We start from the raw sequence: 26,939 nt of genomic DNA on the forward strand, positions 1-26,939 counted from the left end.
CTAGCACGACGAGCAGGCCCACGTCGCAGTTGGGCGTGGCTTCCCTACGGGCCTGAGAGCCAAGAAGAACCAGGTGCTTCAAGCGAGGACCGCAGATCTCTCCAAAGCGGCAGGAAGGGACGTTTCTCATGCCCGATCAACACCAGTCTAAGGCTTATCTCTACTGGTCACGGCCCCCTATCTGAGAGATAGTTTCCTAGAATGCGCCCACGCAAATCCACTGGTTTGCCGGATTTCCGCATAGCGGCGCGTATCCGCTTACGGAAACGAGGGTCTACTTCAAGCGGCTGGGGATGGGTGAGGATGGAGGCCTTGTTTACGTGGCGCTGTAGCGAGAGCGCCAATGGATGAAGCGTTTCACGGCGGTGCTCGTTATTTTAAAAAGTGACCAAGGCCGATCGCTCGCTGAGTGTCTTCCCGTTAGCATGCCGGTGACCATGCCAGAGCTTCCTCGCCTTTTCTCAGAACTGCGTCGAAGGAATGTTTTCAAGGCCGGTGGGGCCTATCTGGCCAGCGGGTGGGTGCTGATCCAGCTCGCTGACACGGTACTGCCGGTTCTGGGGGCACCGCCGTGGGTCCTCCCTGTGTTTTTGTTTCTCCTGGCGGTGGGCCTGCCGTTCATGCTGGCGTTCTCGTGGGCCTTCGAGCTGACACCCGAGGGGCTGAAGCGCACCGAGGAGGTCGATCCCATGCAGTCGCAGAGCCAAGCGACAGGGAAGAAGATTCAATACCTAATTGCCGCGTTACTGGGGGTCGTCCTCATCGGAGTGGCCGCCGACCGGTTTTTTGGGAGTGCATCGGTGTCTTCAACCGCCGAGACGTCGGTGCTGCCTGGAGCCGTCAGCCTGCCTGAGGGTGTGCAGGTCATCGCGGTGATGCCCTTCACCGTAAGTGGCCCTGACACGGAGGTCTGGCACAAGGGCATGGTGAGTATGCTGACGACAAACCTTGACGGCATGAGCGGCCTGTATGCCATCGATAGCCGCACCGTATTGGCACGCTGGCGGGAGCATGCCCCCGATGGCGCCGCCGCAGACCTTGCCACCACGCTGGTCGCCGCCCGTGCCACGCAGGCTGCGTTAGCCGTTGTGGGCGACGTGGTGTCTGTTGGGAACACGATGCGTATTTCGGCCTCGGTGCACGATACGCAAACAGGCCAGTCGCTGCGGCGGTTGCGGGCTGAAGGGGACGCCGATTCGTTCATGGCGCTCATCGATCAGGTCACCGTGCAAGCCGTCGAAGCTGCGCGCGGCAGTGAACGGGATGGACAGGCCCTGCCCGCCCCTGACGTGTCGGCGTTGACGACAGAGTCGCTCCAGGCGCTGCGTGCCTACCTTCGGGGCGAGGAACGGCTCCGGCAGTCGCGTTTCGAGAAGGCCATTCCTGAGTTTGAGCGTGCCGTTGATCTCGATTCCACCTTTGCGATGGCCCACTTGCGTCTCGCGAAAACCTACCCGTTGGTTCCATCGTCTGCCCTCTTCGACGATTTACAAGAGGCTCAGGTGCAGGCCCGACTGCATCTGCGCGCGGCCGGCCGCTACGGCAGTCGCCTTCCGGCCCGGGAACGGGCCCTCCTCCAGAGCGCGGTCGCTGCCGGAGAAGGGGCCCACGTCCGTTCAGCTAGGATTATGAAAGATGCCGTCGAGGCCTCCCCATCTGATCCGGAGCTATGGTACGAGTACAGCAACGCCATCTACAACCCGGTGGTTGCCCAGGCGGTAGACGCAGGGACCGACGGGCATTTCACAGCTGCTTTTCGCGATGGGCTTCGCCGGGTGCTTGCGCTCGACTCTACCATGACGCCAGCCTATTTCGCCCTTACCCAGGCGGCCATTGCCCATGGCGACACGATCGAGGCCCGTCAGCACCTGCGCGCATACCGGCATTATGTCGACCGGGAGAGTAGTAGAGACGACCCAAGCGCGGAGCTCGTGTCCCTGGAGGGGGCGCTGCAGATGGCCTATGGCGACTCGACCCAGCAGGCCGAGGTCCTCCGTCAGTTTGAGTCTGGATCCTATCCTGCAGGAGGACGATTCCTCGGAGGCGCGCTGATGCGTGATCCTACGGCGGCAGCGCTCCAAGCGCAGGCGCGGATAGGCGACGTGTTTGCCGAGCGGAACGGGCTCCTTACCTTTCGCACCATCGCGTGGCTCCGGGCCGGACACTACGATAAACTGCGCAGCTTCGTGCAGGACACGTCGCAGGTCTCTGCCTCGGCGCGGCTCTCCCGCCTGGAGGCCGCCACTCGGCTAGTCAGTCGTGAGGCGATGCCCGCCGCCGATGTCCCACTGGGCCTGGCTGACCCCTTATGCAGGACGGAAGCCCCACCTTTGTATCGCCTGATGGGCTGCTACCGCCAGGCGCGCCTGACCATGATGCAGGCACCGGACTCGTCCGCTCAGCACTCGGCTTCGGTCCAGAACGCGCGGCGTGTGCTACAGGAAGCCATCCCGGAGCTCGAGCAGTCCGGTAACGCCGACCTCTCCAACGGGGCCCGCGGTTACCTGGCGTCCCTGGACGGACTGGCGGCGCTTCGCGCCGGGCAGCCCAGCGCCCACTCCGTGCTGGATAGCGCTCACGTGCATCTCGGCCCCTTGGTCGTGATCTTCGGTGGTGAATGGGAGGCCGCAGAGCACCAACTGAAGGCGTACATCGACGAGGGTGAGCCGCAGTCCGCACTGTCCCTTGCCCACATCATTGCAACCACCGACCCGTACGGCCACCACCTCGCGGGCCGGGCGCACGAGGCCGCTGGCGACATGGAAGCTGCCCGCGCCGACTACGAGCGGTTTGTGGGCGCTTGGCGCGACGCCGACCCGAACATCCCTGCCCTGCAGTACGCGCAGGCCGTGCTCAACGGCGAGGCTTCCATTGAGGCGCCACCGCTGTAAAGCCCCGCCACGGGCGGAGCGAAGTATGCCTGAAAAGGTGGGCGTGGAGATAGCTGTTTAGACCGGGCGCAGAAGCCGGGATCCCCCAGGCGGTAGACCAGCATTCAACCCCAATTCTGCCTGCGCAATTCCGGCGATTGGCGGTGGGGATGTCCAAGGTCGCGCAGGCGCTGAAAAAGAGACTTTCCGTAACAATCGGGCCCCAAGGGTCTTGGCACTGACCGGTTTTGATCGCCTTTCCGAGCAGCTTCTCGTCCGATGCTCCCCAAATCTTCTCGGAGCCGTCGACCTGATCCGGAGCCGCTAAGGGCTAGAAGATTGGCCTGAGCACGAGATTTCACCTGGCCTCTGGTAAACTCCCGATCATTGAAATGAACGTCTCGGGGGCGTAGGGAGCCAAGGGGCACTTGCAAAATCCTTCTCGTTCTGCGTGACGACGATCGCAGCCCCGACCTCCCTGCCCACTGCGGCAAGGTAGACGTCTTCAAAGTCCATCTCTCGGGAGGCGCTCAGTGCCTTCCGCAGGGCCTACCGGTTCATGAGGGCAAGGTCGGAGATCGACTCGACGGTCTCAAGCAGAGGTCTCGGATCCACGTCGTGGTGAGCCGTCGCCACATACCAGCACGTTGCCAGGGAGATGGGGGCGATTAGCCCTGAGATCCAACCTCGCTCCGCCTCGGCCATGAGCCGGAGAGCGAGTCCGTGACTCATTCGGTCCGGGACGGCCGCGTCGATAACGACGTTAGTGTCGAAGAAAGCGCGCATGGGCGAGAGACAAGAGCAAAACAACGAGCGGACTTGTCAGGCCCGAGAGGGCGCGCTTGAGAGAAGGGGAACAGTTACCTTCACCTCTCGGAAGCATCGTCGATCCAGCGCTGGGTGTCTTCGTCCATGTCTACCGCAGGAGATGGCGTGTGAAGGTCCTTTCCAGTTCACAGGTCCGAGGAGAAAGCGTTTCTTCTGGGACATGCCGCCCACCTGAGGTATCCGACAAATACAAGATCCTCAGGTGAGTGACCGTCTTCATGGTCGTGGAGGAGGAGGCGGAAGTCGTCTTCGACGAGCCGCGAGACAGACATCCCCTGCTCCTTGGCAGGCCGCTTGACCTACTCTTTCAGGTCCTCACTGAGACGCAGGGTGAGCTTCGATTTCATAACCTCTGGGCTGCACATCAAATGTTCAGATCTGTGACGCACGCCGGTCAAAGGAGACCCAGTTCTTCTTCCAAACCGCCTCGGCGCAGGGGATTATTCGACAGAAGACGCTGCCTGGCGGAGGACGTTTCCGAGCGGAAGGCGGTTCTTCCTGCAGGATCGCCTCAATTCTACCTCCGGCTGCGGCGGAACTCATCCGCAGTCCAAGCCCTGAATTTCTTTTGCTCGGGGGGCCGTTGTGACCGTCTGGAATGCTACTGTTCCGAAGAGGAGGGACGACACCGCTTACCGAGACCAAGCTCGTCATCTTTCGAGACTATAGCAGGCGCTTTTCAATCTAGAGTCGAGTACGTGGAAGGGCAGATCGATGCGCACGTAAGACACCCAAATAGTCAATCGAGCAAGAGAGTACGGGCACAGTCTCATTTCATCCGGACATGGACCGACAAGGCGAAGCTCTCGCCCAAGTCATTTTTGGCAAAGCGGCAGGCCTTAGGCTCAAGAAGTGCCAAACCCCTGGATTTTCGGAAAAGAGCTTTCCTCAAGGGAGCCCTCAGGGCAAAAGGCACGTGTCAAAGGATCCCTCGAGGGAAAAGGCAAACGGGAGGTGCCTGCAACTGGCTAAACACAACTGACTGGTAAACACAATCGCGACTCTGGATCAGGCCCTTCGATCACATAAATGAGGATTCAGGGCAAGAAGGGCTGAATGCATGCATCGGCGGCACTTAAGCTTACGTTTTCGCGCTCTACAACAAACCATTCTATTCGGCTATGGCAGACGGAAAGGATAGAGCACTTGAAATGGCAGTCGATGAGATCGAACGGGAGCATGGAGAGGGAGCCATCATGACCCTCGACGAGGACCCCCAGGACATCGAAGCCATCTCAACCGGCTCGCTTGCGGTCGATGACGCCTTGGGCATTGGGGGCGTCCCGCGCGGCCGCATCATTGAGATCTTCGGGCCAGAATCTTCGGGCAAAACAACGCTTGCGTCCCACATCGTGGCGGAGGCCCAGAAAGCGGGCGGTGCTGCGGCGTTTATCGACGCAGAGCATGCATTTGACCCCAGCTACGCAGAAGACTTGGGGATCAACGTTGACGAACTACTGATCTCTCAGCCCAACACAGGAGAGGAGGCGCTCAGCATCGTTGACACCCTTGTCCGAAGCGGGGCCCTGGACGTGCTTGTTGTTGATTCGGTGTCGGCACTAGTGCCGCAGGCCGAACTGGAGGGAGACATGGGGGACACCCATGTAGGGCTACAGGCTCGCCTGATGAGCCAGGCCCTTCGGAAGCTTGCGGGGAAGATCAACCAGACGAAGACATCGCTGATCTTTATCAACCAGATCCGGATGAAGATCGGGGTTCAGTTCGGAAATCCGGAGACAACCTCCGGTGGGCGAGCTCTGAAGTTTTATTCTTCGGTTCGAATGGACATCCGCCGGATTGGAGCAGTCAAGGATGGGAAGGACGTTGTCGGAAACAAGACCCGAGTCCGGGTAAAGAAAAACAAGGTGGCGCCCCCCTTTAAGGACGCCGAATTCGATCTGATCTATGGGGAAGGGATTTCCAAGCTGGGTGAAATAGTGCAGATCGGCGTCGATGCGGGAATTCTGGAGAAGCGGGGGTCCTGGTACTCCTACAAAGGGGAGACCATTGCGCAGGGCCGCTCCAACACAAAAGAGTGGCTTAGTGAGAACCCTGAGGAGCGAGAAGAGATCGAGCGGAAGGTCAAAGCCGAGCTCGGAATCATTGAGCTGGAGGAAGACCCTGAGGCCGACGAGGATGGCTCCGGTGAAGACAGCGACGAGGACTAACAGTGCCGGGCTTCTAATGAAGTCTGACTGGGTTGGAGAGCGCTCCTTGAATAACCCCACCATATATATACCTAATACTGAGAGCAATCCGTCCTCTAACCGGCCTGTTGTCTGGAGGAGAGCGGCCCCTCCAGAGTCTCTAAATGAGGAATCCTCAGATGGAGTCGCCCTGCTACCAGATCCACGGCTTAGCAGAGGACTGTAGAAAGGCTCCCCAGCCGGACGGACCGTCAAATAGTAGCTGTTCCTTTGCGGTAGACCGAGGCCGGGCTACCCGCACCAACGGGATGCAAGAGCGAGACCTCGAAGCGGACTGCACGGGCCTCTCGGCTCGAGGGGAAGTCGCTAGTCTACCGCTCTACTGCAGCTAAAACCGCCGATGGCCACACAATTTTACGAAGAGCCCGTTTTTGACAGTCTCGAACGCTTCTTTGACTTCTGTGGCGTTCTCTTTTCCGGAGAAGACCACAGTCACCAGCAGACCGCCAACATAGTTGCCCGCAATCCTGGGATATCCGTGGCTTTTTCTATGTCATACCCCGATACACTTGCCAAGGGCCGTAGCGATACACATGGACTGGAAAGAGCACTGCCCAATCAACGAAGAAAAACGGCCTGTCCAGCGTCAGGCCTGGCACGCCGGTTGGGAATACCGTATGCAGCACAGCGGCGCCGATGCTGCATACGTTGACTCGATTGTCCAGCGTGTGATGGAGGAGTACAGTCCAGAGGTTCTGTCTGTCTGGGTTCAAGGCTATTCGGCTGCGGGCAAACGCAAAAGCGGGAGACGACAGGGCTAGTTGGTGCAAAAGTCCACACGGAGGGCCACCTGCACGCTCATGTATATGACGTGTGGATTAAACCCGTTGCAGAGCCGGTCACCGAGGTTTCGGCTTCGCCATGTCCGAGGGCGAATCTGGAGCACGGCGAATAATCAGAGTCTACCTGTTCGCTGAAGCACCCCATGACAACTTCACCGAGGGGACCTTCAACGCACGTCTGCGCCCTTTCATGAACCGGCACACCTCACTTCCGGGCACTTCATTTCTCTGTGGTATCATGAGTACTGATGCCCACCTCCCTTAACATTGCAAAAGAGAAGGCCCACAGCGTTGCGGGCGTCTACGCATCGTAGCCACCTCCATGCCGTGGTTGCCTCTAGCGCGTGAGTTCCAACGGTTCGCAGGCCAGAGTCTTCAGAGCCCAATATCTTCGGCCGGATTGTCCTGGAAGGTTCCCGCCTCTTCCACATACTGGTTGAATGTCTCCCACGAGGCGTGGCCGGAGTGCTCCTTGACGCGACGCTCGGGCTTGCCGGCGCGGATCGCCTGCGTGATAAAGCCCGCCCGAAGGGAGTGGGCGGAGTATGACTCTGGGTCCAGCCCCGCGCTCTCGGCGTGTCGTTTTAAGACAGTCGAGACGTACTGCGCGGTCATTGCGCTCTCCCCGATCGATTCGCCCCGATAGAAGCGGCGGAAAATATCCCCCTCAAAGTCGCCTTGGGCGTTCCGCTCTGCGGCTTGAAGCCACTGCCGGAGGGCGGTGACGGGGCAGGTCTTTTTGCTCGAGCCGTAGGGTAGGCCCTTGACAAGGCCCTCCGCTTCTTGATCGCTCTTCGACTTCCGAATGTGCACATTTACGCCCTCGCCTTCGATGAACTGAATGTCTTCCACGCGGAGCGCTACCAGCTCGCTTCTCCGGAGCGCCCCGGTCCAGCCGACCAAAAGCAATGCTCGGTCGCGCAGGGCGGTCAGCGTGAGGCGCCCAGTGGGGCCGCCGTCGGAGCTGGAGTATCGCGGCAGGTGCTCAATAATAGACCTTAGGTCCTCCACCATAAGCGGCGGCGCGCCATCTTGCTGGCGGGTCTTCTCCCGGACGATGCCTTTCCAGATCTTGCGGAGCGGCCCCTCGGCCACCGAGGCCGGCGACTCGTGGCCTTCCTCTTTGTGAAGGGACGCGATGGCCGCAAGCCGGCGCTCCAGCGTCGCGAGGCTGAGCTCATCGGCCCGCGCCCCGAGGTAGAGGCCGATCGTCTTCGGGGTGGCCGGGAGCCACTCGCGCTCGTATTGTGTGCACCAGTGGCGAAAATCCTCCAGGTCCGCCGCGTAGGCCCGGATGGTGTTTTCCGCCTGGGCCTGTGCGGCAAAGTCCTCCAACCGGCCCAGGCTTTCTTGAAGCTCGCGCAGGCGCTCCGGGTCTTCCAGTGCCTTGGAGGCTTCGCCCGTGTCGGCGCTCCCAGAGCCCTTGTCCGGGCCATCAGGATCGGAGGCATTCTGCCTAACCTCAGAGAGTGGAGGGGAAGCCAGTTCGCCTGACCCGTCAGTCTGTGTCTCCTCCGAGCCATTTTCGCTGGAAGATCCGTTTCCGCCGGAAGGAGTGCTCTTTTCGTCTTTGCTGTTCATTTCAGGAGGAACGCTTTGGAAAACGCGTGAGCGGCGAAGTCAGGAACGGAAAGGTTGACTCTTGGGCACTCTACTACTGTCGAGGGTTATGTCGTTACAACGCAATACAGAACGTCTTCGCTGCCAACGCCGGGCCTGCTACGAAGTCAACCGTGACCGTTCGGCTCGATGACGACCTCGACCGGGATCTCACTGAAGTGTCGGAGACTCTCGGGCAGAGCCGAAGTGCAATCGTCTGCAGCGCACCGCGCCAATAACTTTCAGTACTTCGGTTCGAAAAGCTCAAAGGTCAGGTTATGCCGTTTGCCGAAGCACGAGGGTGTCTCACTAACGAAGATGGCTTTGAGAACGTGTCTTGACGCTTCAGAGGAAACCCAATTCGGGAAAAGCCCTGAACAGGTCTTTGAAATCGTCTGAAGCCGATGCGCGTATTTCTTGGCATGAACGTCTTGACGGGCAGCTTCGCGACTCGCGGGCTCAGCGCCGATGTCGTCCGGGCTCTCATGGCAAAACACGAGCTTTTGACTAACGAGGTGGTCCTGGAAGAAACTCGGCGGGTGCTGACCGAAAAGTTTAGGGGGCCTGAGGAGAAGACCGCCAAGATCGAGCGGCTTCTGCGGCGCCACCACGTGGAGCCCACGCCGAGTTCGGACTCGCCGGTCCAAAACCACCGATTCGTTTCGTAGACTAGGGTAGAGGTGCCCTGCCCACACTCCGGTGGTCCTTCCGAGCTTCCTCGATCATCTGGTCCAGCTTCCCGCTCCTGGCGTCCTCCTCTATCTGCTTGTCCCACTTATCTTTCCGGTGCCGAGCCTTGCGGAGAGCGTCGACACTGGAACGGGATCCGGAGCAGGTCTTGGAGGCAAGGGACTGGTACGGCTTCTCCGCGCCCCCACGCTCAAGCCGCATGCGCCCGGAATGGAGACACGCTACCAAGTAGTCTATGTCCGGCCAGGTGGGGCTCAGCATGTCTTCCATCGTTCCTAGAGGCCTCTGGAGGAAGCTGTTGAGAAGGGCCCTGTCAGCGGCGCCTGCAGCCACGGCCGCGGCAATTGCCATGACAGCGTTGAAGCGGCATAGCGTTGAAGCGGCGGCTGCTATACCTGCGTGTGCATATTTGTTTCGCGTGTGGAACGGCTAATCTTCTCTGGCCTCTCGGCCCAACAGGGTGATCTGGGCGATGACGGAGACGCTGAAGCGCGCAAATTCCTTCCTTGCGGCTTTCGGCTCCAAGCTCTTTGTATCTTTCTCTTGACAAACTGGAGATCGGTTTTGTCAGTTTGATAGCTGCATTGAGGATTAAAAAGTCACTCGCCTCCCAACAGGCGGGCTTTTTCCATGTCTGATCGGCTCGTGTCTGGGGCCTACTTCCTTCAGGGCCTGCCTCTACCGCTTGTCTTTCCGCTAAAAAAAACTTGCCGCTGCCTATGCCCTCCCCGGAAAGCCCCGACAGGCAAGACAGCCGACAGGACAACCGACGAGACGACCGGGCGGAAGGAGAGCCCCCGGTGGAGGATGACCCGACGGGAGACGACCCGGTAGAGGACACCACCGAGGCAATGGTCAGAACGACTCAGTGCCTGAGCTGCGGGCGGCGGTTCGTTGGCGACTACTGCCCGAGTTGCGGCCAGGAAGCTGGCCCTCCCGATTCGGTCCTCAGGGTGCTCAGCGTCTTCTTCCGCGAGTTGATCGATATCGAGAATGGGTTGTGGCCCACCCTGCGGGCCTTAACCGTTCGTCCCGGCCCGGCCCTGTCCCGATATCTGAGCGGGGCTCGTCGCCACCTCATGCACCCCGGGCGCTATCTCCTCGCTTCCATCGTCGTGGCTTTCGCTACAGAGCAGGCGCTCGTGTGGCTTGGAGTGCAGGAGGCTTACGGCAGGCAGTTTTCCGTGACCTCCTCTGGAGAAACGGCGGGAGAAACGGTAGGAGAGGGCGCATCGCTGTTGGTTGCAGCGGCAGGGCGTATCTTCGGATCTCAGGCTTACCTCATCGGGAGCGGCCTGCTGCCTACCGGTCTTTTTGCCCTCGCGGCCTGGCGGCTGTTTCGAGACCGGTTTACGTGGGGAGCGCAGGCCGTATCCTTCTCGGCGTTTTTGGTGGCCCACGCGACGTTTTTGGAAACCGCCGCTACGCTGCTCTGCGCGCCAGCTGCCGAGTTGAGCGCCCGCCCGGAGGGAGGGCTTCCCCTCAAGGTTTCGCTGCTTATCACCGCCGTCTACTTCACGGTAGCCACCGCCAGGGCGTTTGGCGGGGGATGGAAGGGCGCGGCTAAGGGGCTTTTCGCGCTCGGCTGGGCGGCCTTCGAGCAGGGGCTTGCCGTGGTGATCGCTGTGTACGCCAGCTGGTTTCTGTACGCCCGTCTCGTGGGAGAGCTGCCCCCACCAGGGGCCTTCAGCTATTCTGGAGGCGGCTTGTCGTTTTCGCTAGGGCTTCCTTCTCTGATTGGCGCCTGCCTGATTCCGTTTGTTCTCCACGCGGGAGTGGAAGCGTACTACCGCCTGCGGTAGCCTGCCCACGCTGGCGTAGCCGCCGAACGGCGTTCGACCCGCAGAGAGTGCGGCCTGCGAAGGCATCGGGGTTCGCCACGAGCGGATCATCGGCTGTTGCATCCGCCCGTGCGCTTCACGCAGAGCCGCGCAGCCGAAAAGGATCGCCTCTCCTCAACGTGCCGGGCGCGATCGTCCCAAGCGGCCAGATGCCTGGCCCTGGTACTCGCCTCCCGAGGACGTGGCCTCAAGGATTCGACAACACAGCCGCCCCCCCTAAATTCGGTCCGAATCTGTGCCTTCCTGGCTCTCCGCGCGTTTGCTCTCTACGAGTTTTGAGGATCTCTACGCGTTTTGAGGGTCAATTCCCACGACGTTTGCGGCAAACAGCTGCATTTTCCCGCAGTCCTCGCAGGTTGCAACGACCGACGGGATGCCGGCCCCCATCTGGGTATTTCCATCCTCAAGCATTTGAGGCATGACAAGATGATCCTCAATTCTTATGTCTCCGCCGCAGGCGGTGCACCCGCCTTGGACATGCTTTTGGAGATAGTCGACAACGTCTTGCTTTTGGTCTTGATCTAAAGCCATGGCGGGGACGCTTTTTGCTAGAGATATGACTGTCCTCCCATAGGCACAAGAAATCAGGTGTTTCCGGTTCTCCCACTAGCTTCAAACGCAACATAATGAGGCATACATCCCGTGGGGACGAATAGGCCGATTGTCAACACACGGTTGTCAACACAACGGTCTGCAAACACTGCGAAGGCAGGCTGGCGGAAGTGGAAAAAGCCTGACTTGGTTTTTGTTGTGCCCGGCAGTCAAATCTGATGCGCGGCCATCCATTCGCTGGTGGGGAAGCCCTCCTGTTTGGCGTTGCCGAGGTCGGCCGGCACCTCGCCCTCCCAGATGCGGCGCTTCTTTTCAAGGCGCTTCTGGACGGTCTCTTCGGCGTCCTGTACGCCGCGCCCTGGCAAGTCCCCTCCGGCGGTGCGGTCTCCTCGCGGAGCTGCTCGGCTGCCTGAGCGCCGCAGAAGGCTTCGATGTCGTCGGCGCCTGCGCAGGACTTCTCTGCCAGCTCAGCGCGGGTGACACCGCCCGCCTGGCGGGCCTTCTCTGTGGTGTCGTCTCGGTGATGGCAGATAGGATCTCGCCCTGCTTGGTCGGCGTAGACGCCCTCGCCAAAAAGACATCCTCGCCGAGAAAACGCCCTCGCTGAGAAAACGCCCTTGCCGAAAAGATGCAAGACCAAGCCTGATGAACGAGACCGACGTCCAGCGCGCCATTGCCACGGAGGTGATCGGCCGCGGGCACACTCACGTCGTGCCAAACGTCTTCCTGTGGGGTAGGTCCTGGGAGTCAGATCTGATCTCCCTCACGCCAAGTGGGTACGCCGTCGAGTTCGAGATCAAACGCACGACTGCCGACTTCCGCCGAGACAAAGAGAAGCCTCGGCACAAGAAACTGGCCCGTGCCCACGACGAGGGCCAGGCCATGTCCACGCATAGAGGCCAGGGCCCGACCCGGTTTTTCTACGTCATCGGCCCGGGCGTGGACCAAGCCAAAATCGAGGTGCCTGGCTACGCGGCACTCATAACGCCCAGCGGGCAGCTCGGCCAGCGCGAGCCCAACGCCGTGGAGTCCATCAAGGATAGCCTTGAGGAGCTCAGTCTACCGATGGCGCCGCTCCTGCACAGTGGCAAAATCCAAGAGCAGGCCAAGAGTTACCTCTCTCGGGGCCTCATGCACCGGTTCTGGGACAACGGGTAACGACCGGCCCTTCCAGACCGGCCTTCTCGGAGCGTCTCCATTTTGCGGCACCTCGCCCCCCACGACCTTGCCCTCGCGACCTCGCCCTGACGCACGCGCCTTTTCTTCCAGACAGGCCTGGACGCTCTTCTAAACGACCTGGAAACCCGATGACCCAAGCTTTGGGCGCGGCGGCTCTATTCGTGGCGGCTGTTGTGGCGGGCGGGTGTTGGCATGTACGCCCGACCGTTCGATTCCATCTGGCGGCCGGGTGATGTTGCGCTGCTGCGGTGCGCGCACAGGCCTCTACTCTCTCCACCTGAACCGACCCGTACCGATGCCCACAGCCGGTACACACCCCCAACCGGCACGCACAAACGCTACGGCGCCCGATCCAAGTGGGGCGAGAGGTTTGGGCTTAGGGCGGGATCGTCTCTGCCCGCCTGGGAGACATGGCCAGGGCCTTCAACGCCACGCCCGGGGACGTCTCAGGCGCGGTCGAAGAGGAAGGGATTATCCCGGTTCTGGACACGGCGGAAAAAAGCAGGGAAAAAACTTCGGCCGCCCTGCGGCCCCACAGCCCCGTTCTCTGGCCTTCACGCTGGGGGACTCTGAGGCACTGGCAGAAGCAGGCAAGTGCCGAGAGTGAAATTAGGCTGTCATAGGTGGCCTACACAGGTGGCCCAAGCGCGGCTGGAGGCTGGTGATCTATTGGAAACCGATGATCTACTCGCGGCGCGCCCCGACCGCCATTCAGAGAAGAATCTGCCTGGCTACTCGCCACCCGACCAAGCCGATGGGCACCGCCGCGGCTCCCCAGTGCGCCCAGCGCCGGTCTGTAAAAATAGGGATGGCTATAGTCGCGGCAAGTGCTCCTACCGGCAGTGCCGATGCCAGGCGGCCCGAAATACTGTTTCCTTCGATGGTAGCTTGGTTCACCACTCCCACTACTGTCAAGAACCCGATTAGAAGACCGAAAAACCACCGTCTGTGCTCCGGGGAGAAATAGAAAGCTTCCAGGTCCACGCCTTTTCCTGAACCAGCAGGAGACCCCTCCCAATCGGGGTCCGGGAGCGCAAACGCGCAGCAGAGATACAGGATGAAGAAAAGCAGCAGGTACGTCAGGAACGTTGGTCCAGCCGCGTCTGCGCTGCTCGCGCCCACCAGAACACCGAACCCATTCCACCAGACGAGAAGGGTCATGAAGAACACGAACACTGACCAAGCGAGCGGGAGACCATCCCACTTCACGTCGAGGCCGGGGCGGATCAGTTCCCGGAAGCTCCGGGCCAGATCCGTCAGGCCGAGGCCAACGATGATCGAGACGAGGGCGACGAGATACTCAAGCTGGCTCATCGGGCCGAGAGGCACTAGCGAGAAAGGAGCTGAAGCGCCCGGCGAGAGGATGCTCGACAGGACACCGACGGGGAACGCACTTCCGCTGGCTTTCGATGATCCAAGCTCCCGATGATCCACCCGCGATGAACCTCGGTGCCTTCGCAGGTCAAGCGCCGCTCGGCAGCTACGCCGGCGTGGGCAGGCTACCGCAGGCGGTAATACGCCTCCACTCCCGCATGCAGGAGAAGAGGCACCGAAAAGATCCCAGCAAAGATAAGCAAAATCCAGCGCGGGACTCCTTCGGGGCTGGAGATGTGGTATGCGCCGGGGTAGGCGGTCAGAAGCCAGTAAGCAGTGCCTGCGGTAACAACCATCACAATCGCAGCGAACTCTGCCCACGCCCAGGCCCCGCTAGGCGCTCCTTTCGCTGCGGGCTTCCAGCCCGGCCCAAAACACCGCCAGCAGGCAATTCCGATATATCCGGTCACAAGCGCGACGGCAGCCCCGAAGGGAAGCTCAGCGGAGGGGAGACCTGAGAGGGATCCCGTCCACGCAAGAGCCAGACCCGTTCCTTCCGCCAGGAAAAGCGTATGACCTGTCAGAAAACTTCCGACTGCCAGCGCCCCGGCCCCTCCATTGGAGCGGTCTCGAAAGAAAGTCCAGAGGCCAGCCGCGAGAGGCACGGCGATGAGCAGAAACGGGAGGAAAGGGACCTGTTCTACCGCAGAGCCGAAATACGCCACGGATGCGTCGAACGCATTCCTCTTCCCATCGGCTGCCCGCATGTAGGGATCAACCACTGGGGGTGGCAGAGCGCCGACCCATCGGCTAAGCTGATCGGCTCCAACAGTTACGACGACTGCGGCAAGCAGATAACGCCCCGGGCTCACCAGTTCCTTCCGGACGCCGCTCAGGTATTTGTGGAGGGTTTTTCCTGGGCAAAGGCTCAGCCCGATGAACGTCGGCCAGAAGCCATTCTCCACGTCGACCAGCTCCCGCAGGAAGCCCCCGGCCACGCCGGTGACCGTGACGGACAGGCCCGCCTCCTGGCCGCAACTTGGGCAGTAGTCCCCGACGAACCGCCGCCCGCAGTTCGGGCACTCAGTCGCACGGACCACTGCCTCAGAGGTAGACTCTTTGGAGGTAGATCCCTCAGAGACAGATCCCTCAGAGACAGATTCTTCAGAGCTGGCCGCCTGGGAAGCGACCTCCGTCGAGGGCTCTCCTTCCGCCCGGTCGTCTTGCCGGTTGCCCTGTCGGTCGTCTTGCCTGTCGGGACTTTCCGGTGAGGACATCGGCAGCGGCGGGTTTCTTGGCCGGGAGGCAAGCCCTGAAGAGGCAATTCCTGAAAGAGGTAGGCCCTAGACACGGGCCGAGCAGGCATAGGAAAGGCCCGCCGGGTAGAAGGCGAGTGGTTTTCTTCAACTACCCTTTCTGGTGAAGGGGCTGTAACCTTGCCACCAGTTACAGCCCGCCGGGAAGGGATTCGCAGGCTTCCCCGTCGCCGTTTCCATCGAGGCCGTGCGGGTCTCCTGGTTGGCGGGCCTCGAAGAACCGCTGTGCTTCTGGCTGCGTGTCGAAGTCCGAACAGTCCCGCTCTTTTTTGTCGGCTGTGGGAAGCTATTCCCCGTTGTGGAGTACAAGAAGGCCAGCCTGACTCGAACCGCCCTCGGGCGTTGCTCAGAAAAGCGTCAGGCGTCCTCCAAACTCCCGCGCGCGGCGCGGGGAGGTCTACTGCAATGAAAAGGCACAAGAAGCTCTACACAAGTCTTTTCCGTAAAACCCACCGGCGTCGCCCCAATGGGCGGCTCCAGTACCTTCGGGAGCGCCGGAAGACCCGCGCAAAAAAAGTCAAGCGTGCCCTTGACAAGGCGAGACTTCGCTCCTCGGAGGAGGGCTCCAGCAATCTGAGACAGAAGAACGATCTGAGACAGAAGAACGATCTGAGACAGAAGAAAAGGGCTCGGGGAGGTGGCGACTAGGCGTAGAACGACTAGGCATGTAGAAGGCCTGCTCCAATAGAAGGCCCGCTCCAATTTGGGGCGGGCCTTTTGTTTGCTGCAAGGTTACAGCCCCTTCACTAAAAAGGGTTGACGACCCGGGGAGCAATTTTGTTACTATGTACAATCAGTTAGCAGTCGAAAAAAAGACGCTCGCCACCCGGCGGGCTTTTGTTTTATCCCTGCCGTTGTCCTTAGGACAACAAAAAATAAGGATGGAGCACCGGGAGCTCTTTTCCAAAGCACAGGAAGCGTTTCAGAGCGGGCCTGAGTCCCAGAGTGATGTAGCCAAAGCCCTCGACGTGAACCGCTCCTCCGTCTCGCGCGCGCTCCGCAACGCCGGGCTGAAGCACGCGGCCATGCAGGCTCGAATCTTGTCTCTTCTGGAGAACGTGCGCGTGCAGCGGCGTTCGACCTACGAAGGGGACGAGGTGCGGCACGAGTGGATCATCTCGCCTTAAGGCCATGTGAGCGCATGTTCATTACAACAACCGATAAACGTCACTTATCGCTTCTTATAATGAACGTACGCTCACACTTGTCCCCCGGACCTCGGCGGTTCTCTGCCTCCTGCAGAAGCCCCCTGAACTGTGGGCTTGAACTGGAGCCTCCTGTCCGGCAAGACAGGCTCCTTGTCGGGACCTACCTCGGAGGATGCTACACGGACCACCCTCTGGGAAGCGCAGGCTACTTGCCCAACTTGTTGGGAAGTTGGTGAGAACAGAAACGGATCTCAGCGCTCACCATACCGGAACGGATCCCGGCGCTCACCATCCCGGGGGATTGTCGACCTGCCTGTTGCTCAGGGATACTTCTTGACCAGCGCGTGTCTTGAGGGCAGCATGCTCTTGAGGTCGGTATTCCCGGGCTCATGCCTCAGGTCAGCTGCCTCAGGTCAACAGAAAAGACGACCTCACGGCCGATGAGATGCCATCCTGGACACCGCCATGAGATGGATACCATCACAGGAGTGGGCCCACTGTACCATCGGGCAGGCGAGCGTGAACGAACAGGAAGCCTGAAAGCTGCTGCGCATAGCCAGCGAGCGGAAGCCTCATTTGGGAAAGGGTCCAGCGTGACGCGTACATTCGCACACCAGGACGCGTACATCAGGAAGTGGAGAGCTGCAGCATTCATCTCCCTAACGCGGCCCGTACTGTAGCACCGAGCATTCAGACTGACCCGTCTTAAGGTCCTCGGTAATCGCCTCGGAGGGCACTCCGTAGCTTACTTTCGCTGTCGCTCGCTGGTCTCTCTCACCGAGTCCCCCACGAATTCTACAATTGAGGGCGCGAAGCACTTCTGCCCGCAGGAACATGGCAGCTCCACGTCCCAACATTATGGCAGCCCGCCGTCCCGGCGTGTTGCCGTCCCAGCACACAACGGTCCCAACACGCTGCGGTCCCAACACACTGCGGTCCCAACGTACCTGCGTCCTAAACACTGACAAGCAGGATAGCATTGGCAACGGGATCGCCCTCGCCGGCTCTCCCCTCACTGGCTTCCGCCATCCAAACCCACAGGCAATGGAAAACCTGCCGGGCCCCGACCGCCCCGACGCGGACTGTTTAGCGGGCCACCTCCGCCGCAACGAGTTCGTTCTCGAGAGGCCAACGTCTTCTTCTGGCCCTTCTGCCCTCCACCGACGAAAGGATCCCCAGGATAAACGGGACCACCACGGCTGTGCCGTGATGGAAGAGGCCCGGAAGTACCGCGGGAGCTCTGCGGGTACTCGAACCGATGAAATCGAGACGGAGGAGGAGGCGGGCGAATACCTGAAAGGTTTGAGGCGCCGCTACGAGGAAGGCGAGACAACCCGCCTTCCCTAACGACCTGGTGGCGCCGCGCGCCTCCACGAGGCCTGCTTCGCAGGGCTCACGCTTTCATGTTGGAACTCCCGTGTCGAGGGTTCCATGTCGGGATTCCCATATCGAGACTCCCCTAGGTGGGCAACTCTCAAGTGGGCAACTCTCAGGGTATGCCTTCCTGCCTCGCGCCGCGTCCGGTGATCTCTGTGCTGGAAGGCATGTGCTGAAGCACCACTCCCACAGGCTCATCGAGGCTTTACAGTACCTGGACCGGCGCTTTCCCTTGTCCCCGGCGGCGAGCGTCGACCACTTGCAGTCAATAGGGCCTGAATGTCTCCGCGAGATTTGATCTGGCCCGAACGGTCCAGCACATCGCAAGCCCTCACAGAGCTGCCCAGAGCCTCTCGGAGGAAAAGCCAGGCAGGCCCGCCCGTTGGAAGGCCACGCTAGTTTTTGATTATCGTCTCCGGGTGCTCCTCGATCGTCTGGTGGCCGGTATCAACCGTGATAGAAAAGGGGCCCGCGGACTTGTTGTCCCTCCGGTTCATCACCATGCTCATGTAGGCAGCCCAAATGACCGCATCGGTCTCGGTAGGTCTATTGTCCCGAGTCCCGGTCCACGCAAGCGAAGCATCCTCTTCCTCGACCCTGCGGTAAAAGGCCTCAAGCCGCTCTGTGGCCGCTTCGGCTAAGTGCTCACTCGCATCTGTGGTCGTTCTTTTCTGCCGCGCGATGCTATCCACTGTTGTCAGGGCCTGGCATTCATCGACTCGGGTAGGCGGGCCCCCTTCGAGATTAGCCATTTTATCCCGGACTCTCTGAATCTCCGTAAGGAGCCCGAAGTCGCCACGGCGCCGGACTTTTTCTTGATCCTTGATCACGTCGTAGTACTCTTCCCGCGCATCCAAAATAGCCTCTTCTGCCTCCATTAGAGAAGACAGCGAGGGCAGGAGGCCACCTTCTCTCGATTCCGCGATCGTTGTTTTCTCGTCATGAGCTGCGTCGCGAGCTGCGGTTACTGCATACGACAGAGGCCGCCGATCGTCCTCGAACATGAGGTGACTCATCAACTCGTCGACGGCCTCCTCCGGCGCCATGTCGCTAAAAACGCGCCGTGCCCAGTGGACAGAACTTTCCGGCAGCCCGGTCTCGACAAGGCTGACAAACTCCTGAGCCTTATCCTCGAGCTCTCTCCACACCTCGTCGAGATCGATCATGAGGTTGTGATGCTCGACCATCTTCTGAATGTCGTCAGACTGCCCGATCATCATGGCTGGAGAGGTACTTATGTGAAGGTAACACGCGTCTGCGCCAAATTGCCCTCTGCGAGGTGCCGTCCGCAAAAGGCTCCGTGCTGGAAGGGGCTGTGCTGATAGGAGCCCTGCTAGAAGCAATCCAGTAGCCAGACGTCCCGCAGAATTCGGGCTTTCAGGGGCGTTCCCAGTAAGGATTTTCGACGTTGCTCTCGTTTTCGTCATCTCTGCTGGAACGCCGGTCCTGGTTTTCTGGCCGGCGATCAGTGGAGTGGCCTGTGGGAGCCGGCTCTGGCAGATCCGGCTCTTGGGAGTCTGGCCCTGGAGAGTCCGGTTCTGGAGAGTCCGATCGCGAAAAAACCGTCGCCCAAAATTCTTCGGAGCGCTGCGGGCGTTGCTTTTCACTGGACTGCTTTTTTCGTGAGGAATCGCCTTCTCCTCCACCGCCCTCGGAGGCTTCTTTCTCCGCAGTACCTTTGCCAGTGGAGTTTTCTCCGGTATCATTCTCTTCGGTAGGGTCCTTCACAGAGTTCTTTCCTGCCTCCCAACCGGATGGAGGAGTAATCTCCGAAGGCGATGCCTGATTGTCAGAAGGTGTCTCTTGCCCTGAGCGATCGGGAAGTCTCATGTGTGTAGGGAGCGGGACCCCAAGATCGTAAACTTCTTCTCTCCGCCCGGCCTCCTGGAAGGCCTCCCGGATCCTGTCTTCGTACTTGTGGGCATGATCGGTGGGAAGAGCGTGCCGGGCCCAAATCAAAGACTCGGCGAGAAGGCCATCTCGTTTTCCGTCGGAGGCAACGGTCCATACGTGGGCAAGCGTCCGGTCATACCAGTCCGTTTGGCCTGCCTCGCGGTCAAGTTCGAGCTCAACCTTTCGGCCGAGGACCGCCTGCGAAAGCCAGCGATGCGCTTCCTGTCCGTTCTTGATGATCTGCTCTGCCGGTACCTTGGTGATTATCTCATCACGCCGGCACTTATCGTTCTTTTCCTTCTCTGGGGCGTCCACCCCGATAAGCCGAATGACCTGATCTCCGTCTACTTCGATTGTATCTCCGTCGAACACGCGGGTCACTCGCCCCCTAAAGACTCGGTTTTCCACCGACCGGGGCCCCAGGAAGCTCCAAAGGGAAGACCCAGACCAAAACGATTCTCTTCGCACACCCCCTCAGTAGGCAGTTGCATGCCAAAGCACATAGACAAGCGCTCCGACCGACATCGATAAGACAAACTCCCACTGCTGAATCTTCAGCGCGCGAGCCGTGCTGCCCGCGACCGCCTGAACGATTCTAACTGCAGTATCCAGCATGCTAGTTAACCGTTGCTTGCGCGAGATGAAGTGAAAGTTCTAAAGCAGAGAGGGCCGCCTCCAGCAATTGGAAAAGCCATGTGTTTAGGAGAACACGTTTCCTCAAGTGCCCTGATACTGCGCTTCTGGCACCGCACTGCCACCACGTTGCTCTCATGCCAAACCCCTCCCACGACGTTTCCCACATGTCACCTCCGGCGCGTTGGCACATCTCCGTTAGCGTTCTTTTAGCTCCCCGGACGGACTTACGACCGCATCCGAAAGCTCACTGGACCTTCTTGCCCCGAAATGCCGGAGAATCATTCTCGCGTTTCGGTTTGGGCCTTCGCTGGAGGCAGCTAAATCTAGCGGAGTGTCCCCGGCTGCGCTTTTGGCATTTGCGGCTGCTCCAGCGCTCAGAAGAGACGTGATCTTTGGCACATGCGTGCTGCGGGCAGCCTTATGGAGGGGTGTCTCCTCCATCGCGTCCCGCTTCTCGAAGCTTGCTCCCTTTCGCACGAGGGTCTGAAGGGCCGCCGGGTCATGGCCAAAAGATGCCGCCAGGTGTAGGGGGGCACGGCCTGCCGCATCGGTCTCTTCAACGCTAGATCCTGCCTCAATGAGACGCAGAGCGGACCTCTCGTTTCCGGTTCGCGAGGCTTCGTGCAGAGGCGTCCGCCCAAGCCTGTCGCGAGCCTCAACCCTCGCGCCAGACCTGAGTAGCAGTTCCACTATTTCCGCTCCCCTAGAAGACGAGTTGCACGAGGCTGCCCGGTGCAGAGGCGCCTTTCCCCACTTGTCACGCACGTCCAGTCTTGCTCCTTCGTCGATCAACAGCTCTGCCACGGGCACCTGTCCCTCTTCAGCGCATCTGTGGAGCGGAGTTCTCGACTTTTGGTCACATCCGTTAACATCTGCCCCACAATCGATGCAGCGTTTGACCAGTCCTGTGTAGCCTGCTCTCACCACATAAGGAAGACCAGGAAGCGAAGTCGCGCCAGGTGAGGCTAGATTCCCTGATGAAGAACTCACCGGAGAACTGTCTGGCGAAGAACTATTTGGCGAAGAATTACCTGACGGAAAATCGCTTGACGAAGAATCGCTCGGGGAGGAACCAGCTGGAGAAGAGGAGAGGTCCGGAGCGCCGAGCAGATCATCGTAGTTGTAATCCAGTCCCGTCTCTTCGCTTTCCTGACTGCCGGATTTCTCATCACTGCCGCCAGATATTTGGGAACTGCTAGCGCTCTGAGAATTGCAGGAAGAAACGGAGTCGCAGGAGGCTGTAGAGCCCCGGGAGGTCGCGAGGAGAGAGCTAGGGTTTACCTCCAGCTCGCTCTCCCGCATCTTCCCAGTGTTGGGAATCCTGCGTCGCTTCTCTTCAGAGGACATCTCGGGAGTGTTCTCATGGAAATCCAGCCCACCGGAGACTGCGCCCTTGCCTGCCCGCGCTCTGTCCTCGCGAGAGGCCGAGGCCCAGCTCTTGCTCTTCTCCAGGTCACGCTGCGTGGCATGGCTGCGCACAGCAGGCCGGAGTGCCATCTGGTCGATAAGGTTGGGAGTTTGAGTCCGCATTGGATCTTGAGGTCTCTTTCGTGAGAAAGCTTCGGTTTTAGGTAGGCTCAAGCCTCAGGTCCTGCTCAGCCACCAGCGTATGGCCCATTTTGCATGCAGCACGCTTTGCGAGCGGGCAGTCTGCTCCAGGAAACCTGGCAGAAACGCCTTCTGGCCGTGTGATCAGGAGCCGATAAGTTCTCTTCCCTCTTGGGGTTGCATTAGGGCGAGAATAGGCGGCAATGTGAGCCTCTAAGTATGAATTGAGAGTTAAGGAAGTGCGTTACCCTACATCTGATTCACACCCGATGCGCACAGATGCCTCAGGCCAAGACGACACTGGGTCAGAGCGCGACAGAGAACACGAAGCAGGAAGGGAGACATTTCAGGAATCAGATCGAGGCTCTCCCCCTCGCAAGACCTTGTCCTCCAGGCCACCCAGCTTAGAGAGACCGAGGATTGCAGAACTGGAGGAGAAGGACTGTACTCTTGCCTAATGGGCAGCTGCCTGCCACAGCCCGTCGGCAAGCGCCCCGGCCGACATCGACGTAGTAAATTCTCACTGCTGGAGCTTCAGAGCGCGGGCTGTGCTGTTCAGGGCTGTCTGAGCGGCCTAAAGTATGCTGTCTACCATGACGGTTAGCCATTACTTGTCAGTCATTGATTGCGTCAGTCATTGCTTGCGAGGGAAGAAGCGAAAACCTGAAGGCGAAAACTTTTCACGTGGAGAGGCCGCTTCTCAATCGGAGGAGCCGCTCGTGTGAAGTGGGATCCTTGCTCTCCGCATCAATGCCTTCCACTTTCGCCGGTCAGTCCTGATCAGCATCGTTGCACGACTGAGGCGCGCTCCCTTGAACTCTCTCCCGCACAAGCGCTCTCTTGAGTGCTTTCCGCTGGGCGCACTGACGCTGCATCTCCACTGAGGTTTTTGCCGGGGTGCCTGCCCTTGACATGCCAGCATCTGCCCACTAGCTACATCTTCAGCTCTCCGGGCGGGCCTGCGACCGCATCCGAAAGCTCACCGGCCTGCCCCGAAATGCCGGAGAATCATTCTCGCGTCTCGGTTTGAGCCTTCGCCAGAGGCAGCCAGGTCCAGTAGAGCATTCCCGGCCGCGTTCCTGATGTTTACAGGTGCCTCAGCGCCTGGAAGACAGGTGACCTCCGGCGCGCATGTGCTGCGGGCAGCTCTATGAAGAGGCATTTCTTCCACGGTGTCCCCCTGCCCGAGATTTCCATCTTCTACGCGAACGTTTGAAGGGCTGCCGGGTCGTGGCCGAAGAAGACCGCTGGGTGCAAGGGAGAAAGGCCCTCCGCGTCAGTCTTTTAGGCGCTAGATCCTGCATTCACGAGGCAGTTCTTTCATTTCCGCTTTTTGAGGCTTCACGCAAGGACATCCGCCCGAGCCTGCCACGGGCTTTGAGCTTTGCGCCGAGCCGGCCCACCATCTCCGCTCCACCGGGAGACGAGCGGCAAGAGTCTGCGCGGTGTAGAGGCTCCTTCCTCCGTCTGTCTAGGGCGCTCAGGTCTGCCCTTTCCGTGATCAACAGCTTCGCCGCCACTACATGCCCACCTTCGACACATCCTTGGAGCGGAATCCTCGATCCTTTTTGGAGTGGAGTCCTCGATCCTGAGTCACGCCCGTGACATCTGCTCCACGGTCGATGCAGCGCTTGACAAATCCCAGGCGACCGGCTCTCGCCATGTGGGGGAGACCAAGGAGCACCACACCACAGGAATCTGGTTTCTCCACCAGAGAACTCGGGGACGGATCGGCTGGCGAGGAACTGGCCAGCGAAGACTCAACCGATGAAGAACCTGCCGTTGAGGGATTTGCTCCCGAAGAGTTGGCTGTTGAAGAGTCGTCTGTCTCTTCCTGCTTGCTGCATTCCTCATCGTCGTCGCCAGAGTTCGCCTCCATCCCGCTCTCACGCAACTTCCCAGCTCCGGGAATCCTACGTCGTTTCTCCTCGGAAGACATCTCGGGGGCGCTCTCGTGAAGGTCCAGCCCGTTGGGGGTCGCCTCCACGCTTGCCTGCCTGACGTTCGCGTAGGAGACCGGGGCCGGGCCCTTCTCCAAGTCACGCCGCGTGGCATGGCTTCGCACGGCAGATCGGAGTTCCGTCTAGCCGATGAAGATAGGAGTTTGTAGACGCATTGGATTTTGGGTCTTGGCTGGATTTCGGGTCTTGTGAGAACGCTTCGGTTTTGGGAGACCTCTGGCCTCAAGCTCTGCTGAGCCAGCATCCCACAGGCGAGACGACCTTACAGGCTAGGTACAGGTAAGCTGCCTGACCGCTCGATCAGACCGGTCCTCTCGGCTCAGAGAAGCTCGTGTCACAGGACTCGTATCGCAGGAAAAGCCCGCACGCACGGTCACCTGTGCCGTCAGGAACGCTCACGCGATCAAAAGAGCTCGTACTGGCGGTCATTGCACTGGGGGCACGACACCTCGGCTTCCATTCCTTCAGGGCGCCTTGGATGGTTTTCATTGTCCAGTTCGTCTCTGTAGTAGTGCCACAGCCCGCATAGGCGCTTGAAAACCTCCTCTTGTGAGGTCATGTGCTCAAGAGCGAAGTAGTCGTACTTTCTGCGCCGAGCAAAATGTAAAATATCCCCCATGACGTCCTCTCTCTCCCGAAAGCGCACTATGTAGCGAGGAGAGTAGCTTTTGTATTTCGAAGTGTAGAGCCTAAAGATGCCAGGCCTGTCCTCTTCGAGCACTTCTTCGATCCATCCGATTTTGTGCCGATCGTCGGCGCCGAGGCTTCCGGTCTCGGTTGAAGGTCTTAGCGAGTCGCGTCCGTTCTCGTGTAGCTGCATCGGTCGTGGAAGACTTGTTTGTGATCTTGAGCTGTGTGTGATTCTGGCCTGCCCCTGGCCCTGAGGTCGGCCTGAAGGCGGAGGAAAGGCTCGGGCCTATGGAGATTCGGCCTGCGGAGAGCAGCGTGCTGCGCCCGTGGCTGGCCACCGTCCTTTTTCCAACTCAACTACCATCCCATGAGCGTCGGACCGTAGTGAGACGGCTCGATTTTCGCGCCAGCTGCCCGGAAGAACTGGATCCAAAATTTTTCGATGGACCGGGCGCGCTCAGGAGGAATGTCTGTCGTCGACGTGGCCCCTGCGACCCACACGTGAGCGCCTTCCAGGTCTGGGAATCGGTCTTTCTCGCGCAGGCGCTGGAAAAGGGTGTCGGCAGTCTCTGTGGTCAGCGCGCGGCGGCGCAGGTTCGGGCCACAGGTCTCGACCATGTCCGACGCTACGAGGAGGCGCTTTTCTGCGCCGGGTTCAGCGTTCCGGAATACCTTCTGGGCGATTTTCATCGAGCCGATAAGGTCGGTGCATTTCGATGACCTGCCTCCCAAAAGCGCCTCTTCGATGAGGGATTTCGCCTGCGCCTGAAGCTGTGCCTGTGCCTCTTCCTTAGCCTTCCGGTGCAAGCCGGTAGTCTGGGTCAAAGGACTGAAGGCGGGCACCTTCACGTCCACTGGGAGGCGCGCATCTCGCATCGAGGCGCCCGTGATCTGCCCCATGACGACACGCTCCCCGTCGCTGAGGCTTTCAGTGACAGTCTCTGCAACCTCCCCGTAGCGGTCTTTCATCGGGCCCGCAGAGTTGCTGTCGTCGAAGAGCACCAGGGTCACTCTCTCCGTCTCAGGTCCGCCACATCCGGCGAGGAAAGCTACTGCAAGTAAGGTCATTGCGGCAGCCATCAGGTGTGAGGCCACTGGGCGTGTGTGATGAAAGGCGTGAGTTGTGCCTGTTGGGTTCGAACTTGTCTTCTTCATAGCGTTTGGGCGCTTTTTTTGTGCTGTCGTTTGGTGTGCTGCTGCTCAGTGCGATATGCGTGTCACGCAAGTTGGTGAGCGCTGAGTCCAGGTCAGCTGGCACCCAGTTGCCTTGAGAGCCCGGTGCGCTTTCCAGGAAAGACTCAGGCCGGCTTTGGCCCATCATGGGCCTCAGCGCGACGTGGGTCTCAGTCCGATGCAGGATTACTCGGACGCAGGCTCACCTGGAGCTCACCCGGACGTAGGCTCATTTGGGGGTGACCTCGACTGGGCCGTCCGTCTCTCCTCCGGAGCCGTGGGCGTTTGCCCTGGCGGGCTTTGAGGCATTGCCTGGAACAGAGGCATCGCTCGGAACGAGCGTGTCATCAGCCGAGAGCCCGTCAGCGACTGACCAATCGATTTCCTCCAGTTCCTCTGGTGTCTTTAGGGCAAGATCAGAGCCTCGCGGTGGTAGGTTAGGCTTCTCTTCCCGGCTACTCTGGATCTGATCTTTGCTCTGGCCACCCGCTCTCGAGCGCTTGCTTGAACGGGCTTGTAGATTGCAGTCGCGGTAGCGCTCCACCAGGGATCGGAACGTCTCCTGCAGGCTCTGGAACCGGGCGCGAGTTTCCTCAAAGGCGTGTTGGCGCGTAGTCGCGGTTTCAGCGCATCGGTCTCCAGCATCCTGGTACCGCTCGCGCGCTTCTCGGAGGCCTGCCCGGGCCTGCCGCAAATCCCAGAGCCACTTTGGATGCTTCCGGTAGGAAAGGTACGTAGCGGCCACGAAGAGAGCGGCGTTGATTGCCGCGAGGACCCAAAATGCAGTGTCATCACCCAAGTACCGAAGGCCCGGTGAAAATCCCTCCTCGCGTAGATACTGTGCGTATGCTCCGCGCATCCAGGAAATTGCTGCGATGACCGCGAGTGGCATGCTGGTCAGCGTTCCCGCGAAGGCCTTCTCCTTCCAAGTCCAGGATGAGGTGTTGCGCACGAGCTTCCCGAGATAATGCGCGGAGGGAAGAAGTACCAGCGCAACAAGGGCCGCTCCGACTACAGAGAAAACAAGGCTTTCGCCGAAGAGCTGGAACGCATATCCATTGACAGGAAGCTCGGCGAAAAACCAGACGACAAGCAGGAAGATGTACCATCCCCTGCTGGGCAACGTCTCCGGTACGGGCTCTTCGTGCTTCTCCTCGTACCGGCTGCGCGTCCGCCTGAGCTCTTCCTTAGCCTCCTGTAAGCTCCTTTCGGCCCGGTGCCGTTCTTTGAGGGCCGAACGCCACTCCTGCTTCAGTTGCTTGTCTTTCCCGGCCCATTCCTCCGCCAGTTCTTCCGCGTTTCCCTGGGCAGTACGCCACATTTCCTGAAGAAATGGGGACATTCCACCGTCCTGCGGAATGGGTGGGGAGGCGCTGCCATCCCGCTCTCCAGCGT

The 26,939-nt window shown here is 60.0% G+C and carries 20 protein-coding genes and 1 pseudogene; 7 read left to right on the forward strand and 14 right to left on the reverse strand.

From position 1 onward, the window contains the following. The first annotated feature begins 437 nt into the window (after positions 1–437). Positions 438–2,891, forward strand: coding sequence for a hypothetical protein (locus tag OJB03_RS12870; protein WP_263788094.1), 2,454 nt, complete (start codon positions 438–440; stop codon positions 2,889–2,891). Positions 2,892–3,419: 528 nt separating this feature from the next. On the opposite strand, the gene OJB03_RS12875 is transcribed toward OJB03_RS12870, so the two are convergent. Continuing rightward, entirely contained in the window at positions 3,420–3,656 is a 237-nt protein-coding gene (locus tag OJB03_RS12875; RefSeq protein ID WP_263788096.1) for a type II toxin-antitoxin system VapC family toxin, read from the reverse strand. 1,163 nt (positions 3,657–4,819) lie between these two features. On the opposite strand from OJB03_RS12875, the gene recA reads away from it, so the two are divergent. Further along, on the forward strand, positions 4,820–5,866 hold the full coding sequence (gene recA, locus OJB03_RS12880) for a recombinase RecA (RefSeq protein ID WP_263788098.1): 1,047 nt from the start codon (positions 4,820–4,822) through the stop codon (positions 5,864–5,866). 1,196 nt (positions 5,867–7,062) lie between these two features. On the opposite strand, the gene OJB03_RS12885 is transcribed toward recA, so the two are convergent. Further along, positions 7,063–8,268: a site-specific integrase gene (locus OJB03_RS12885; protein WP_263788101.1), complete on the reverse strand. Its 1,206-nt coding sequence runs from the start codon at positions 8,266–8,268 to the stop codon at positions 7,063–7,065. 422 nt (positions 8,269–8,690) lie between these two features. Between OJB03_RS12885 and OJB03_RS12890 the strand changes: the two genes are divergently transcribed. After that, complete coding sequence (locus OJB03_RS12890) at positions 8,691–8,954, forward strand: hypothetical protein (protein WP_263788103.1); 264 nt, start codon at positions 8,691–8,693, stop codon at positions 8,952–8,954. Between the two features lies 1 nt (position 8,955). Here OJB03_RS12890 and OJB03_RS12895 read toward each other — a convergent pair whose 3' ends face one another. Then, on the reverse strand, positions 8,956–9,327 hold the full coding sequence (locus OJB03_RS12895) for a hypothetical protein (protein ID WP_263788104.1): 372 nt from the start codon (positions 9,325–9,327) through the stop codon (positions 8,956–8,958). A gap of 368 nt (positions 9,328–9,695) precedes the next feature. On the opposite strand from OJB03_RS12895, the gene OJB03_RS12900 reads away from it, so the two are divergent. Beyond that, positions 9,696–10,778, forward strand: a complete 1,083-nt coding sequence (locus OJB03_RS12900) for a DUF3667 domain-containing protein (protein WP_263788106.1) — start codon at positions 9,696–9,698, stop codon at positions 10,776–10,778. Between the two features lie 324 nt (positions 10,779–11,102). On the opposite strand, the gene OJB03_RS12905 is transcribed toward OJB03_RS12900, so the two are convergent. Together OJB03_RS12905 and OJB03_RS12910 are read right to left on the reverse strand one after the other, a co-directional pair. Continuing rightward, entirely contained in the window at positions 11,103–11,348 is a 246-nt protein-coding gene (locus OJB03_RS12905; protein WP_263787963.1) for a hypothetical protein, read from the reverse strand. A 230-nt stretch (positions 11,349–11,578) separates the two neighbouring features. Further along, entirely contained in the window at positions 11,579–11,734 is a 156-nt protein-coding gene (locus OJB03_RS12910) for a hypothetical protein (protein ID WP_263788108.1), read from the reverse strand. 280 nt (positions 11,735–12,014) lie between these two features. Between OJB03_RS12910 and OJB03_RS12915 the strand changes: the two genes are divergently transcribed. After that, positions 12,015–12,527, forward strand: a complete 513-nt coding sequence (locus tag OJB03_RS12915) for a hypothetical protein (RefSeq protein WP_263788112.1) — start codon at positions 12,015–12,017, stop codon at positions 12,525–12,527. Positions 12,528–13,259: 732 nt separating this feature from the next. Here OJB03_RS12915 and OJB03_RS12920 read toward each other — a convergent pair. The 3 genes and pseudogenes from OJB03_RS12920 to OJB03_RS15660 all read right to left on the reverse strand — a co-directional run. Next, positions 13,260–13,862 carry a hypothetical protein gene (locus OJB03_RS12920; protein ID WP_263788113.1) on the reverse strand — a complete coding sequence of 201 codons (603 nt, stop codon included), beginning with the start codon at positions 13,860–13,862 and terminating at the stop codon, positions 13,260–13,262. Positions 13,863–14,047: 185 nt separating this feature from the next. Continuing rightward, a complete protein-coding gene (locus tag OJB03_RS12925; protein ID WP_263788115.1) occupies positions 14,048–15,139 on the reverse strand; it encodes a DUF3667 domain-containing protein in 1,092 nt (363 codons plus the stop codon). A gap of 169 nt (positions 15,140–15,308) precedes the next feature. After that, positions 15,309–15,428 (reverse strand): annotated as a pseudogene (locus tag OJB03_RS15660) (excalibur calcium-binding domain-containing protein); the annotation flags it as partial. A gap of 718 nt (positions 15,429–16,146) precedes the next feature. On the opposite strand from OJB03_RS15660, the gene OJB03_RS12935 reads away from it, so the two are divergent. Both OJB03_RS12935 and OJB03_RS12940 read left to right on the forward strand, forming a co-directional pair. Beyond that, positions 16,147–16,305 (forward strand): hypothetical protein, encoded by a 159-nt coding sequence (locus tag OJB03_RS12935; protein WP_263788117.1) that lies wholly within the window; start codon positions 16,147–16,149, stop codon positions 16,303–16,305. Between the two features lie 1,065 nt (positions 16,306–17,370). Continuing rightward, positions 17,371–17,673 (forward strand): hypothetical protein, encoded by a 303-nt coding sequence (locus tag OJB03_RS12940; protein ID WP_263788119.1) that lies wholly within the window; start codon positions 17,371–17,373, stop codon positions 17,671–17,673. 425 nt (positions 17,674–18,098) lie between these two features. Here OJB03_RS12940 and OJB03_RS12945 read toward each other — a convergent pair whose 3' ends face one another. From OJB03_RS12945 to OJB03_RS12965, 6 genes are all read right to left on the reverse strand, one after another. Further along, positions 18,099–18,923, reverse strand: a complete 825-nt coding sequence (locus OJB03_RS12945; RefSeq protein ID WP_263788121.1) for a hypothetical protein — start codon at positions 18,921–18,923, stop codon at positions 18,099–18,101. A 157-nt stretch (positions 18,924–19,080) separates the two neighbouring features. After that, positions 19,081–19,968: a thermonuclease family protein gene (locus tag OJB03_RS12950; RefSeq protein ID WP_263788123.1), complete on the reverse strand. Its 888-nt coding sequence runs from the start codon at positions 19,966–19,968 to the stop codon at positions 19,081–19,083. A gap of 459 nt (positions 19,969–20,427) precedes the next feature. Continuing rightward, positions 20,428–21,762 (reverse strand): ankyrin repeat domain-containing protein, encoded by a 1,335-nt coding sequence (locus tag OJB03_RS15790; protein WP_423816382.1) that lies wholly within the window; start codon positions 21,760–21,762, stop codon positions 20,428–20,430. A gap of 2,382 nt (positions 21,763–24,144) precedes the next feature. After that, positions 24,145–24,561 carry a hypothetical protein gene (locus tag OJB03_RS12955; RefSeq protein WP_263788124.1) on the reverse strand — a complete coding sequence of 139 codons (417 nt, stop codon included), beginning with the start codon at positions 24,559–24,561 and terminating at the stop codon, positions 24,145–24,147. 167 nt (positions 24,562–24,728) lie between these two features. Then, positions 24,729–25,451, reverse strand: coding sequence for a hypothetical protein (locus OJB03_RS12960; protein ID WP_263788126.1), 723 nt, complete (start codon positions 25,449–25,451; stop codon positions 24,729–24,731). A gap of 322 nt (positions 25,452–25,773) precedes the next feature. Then, positions 25,774–26,886 carry a hypothetical protein gene (locus tag OJB03_RS12965; protein ID WP_263788129.1) on the reverse strand — a complete coding sequence of 371 codons (1,113 nt, stop codon included), beginning with the start codon at positions 26,884–26,886 and terminating at the stop codon, positions 25,774–25,776. Positions 26,887–26,939: the final 53 nt, after the last annotated feature.

It is taken from the genome of Salinibacter grassmerensis, assembly GCF_947077765.1.
Classification (GTDB): Bacteria; Bacteroidota; Rhodothermia; order Rhodothermales; family Salinibacteraceae; genus Salinibacter; species Salinibacter grassmerensis.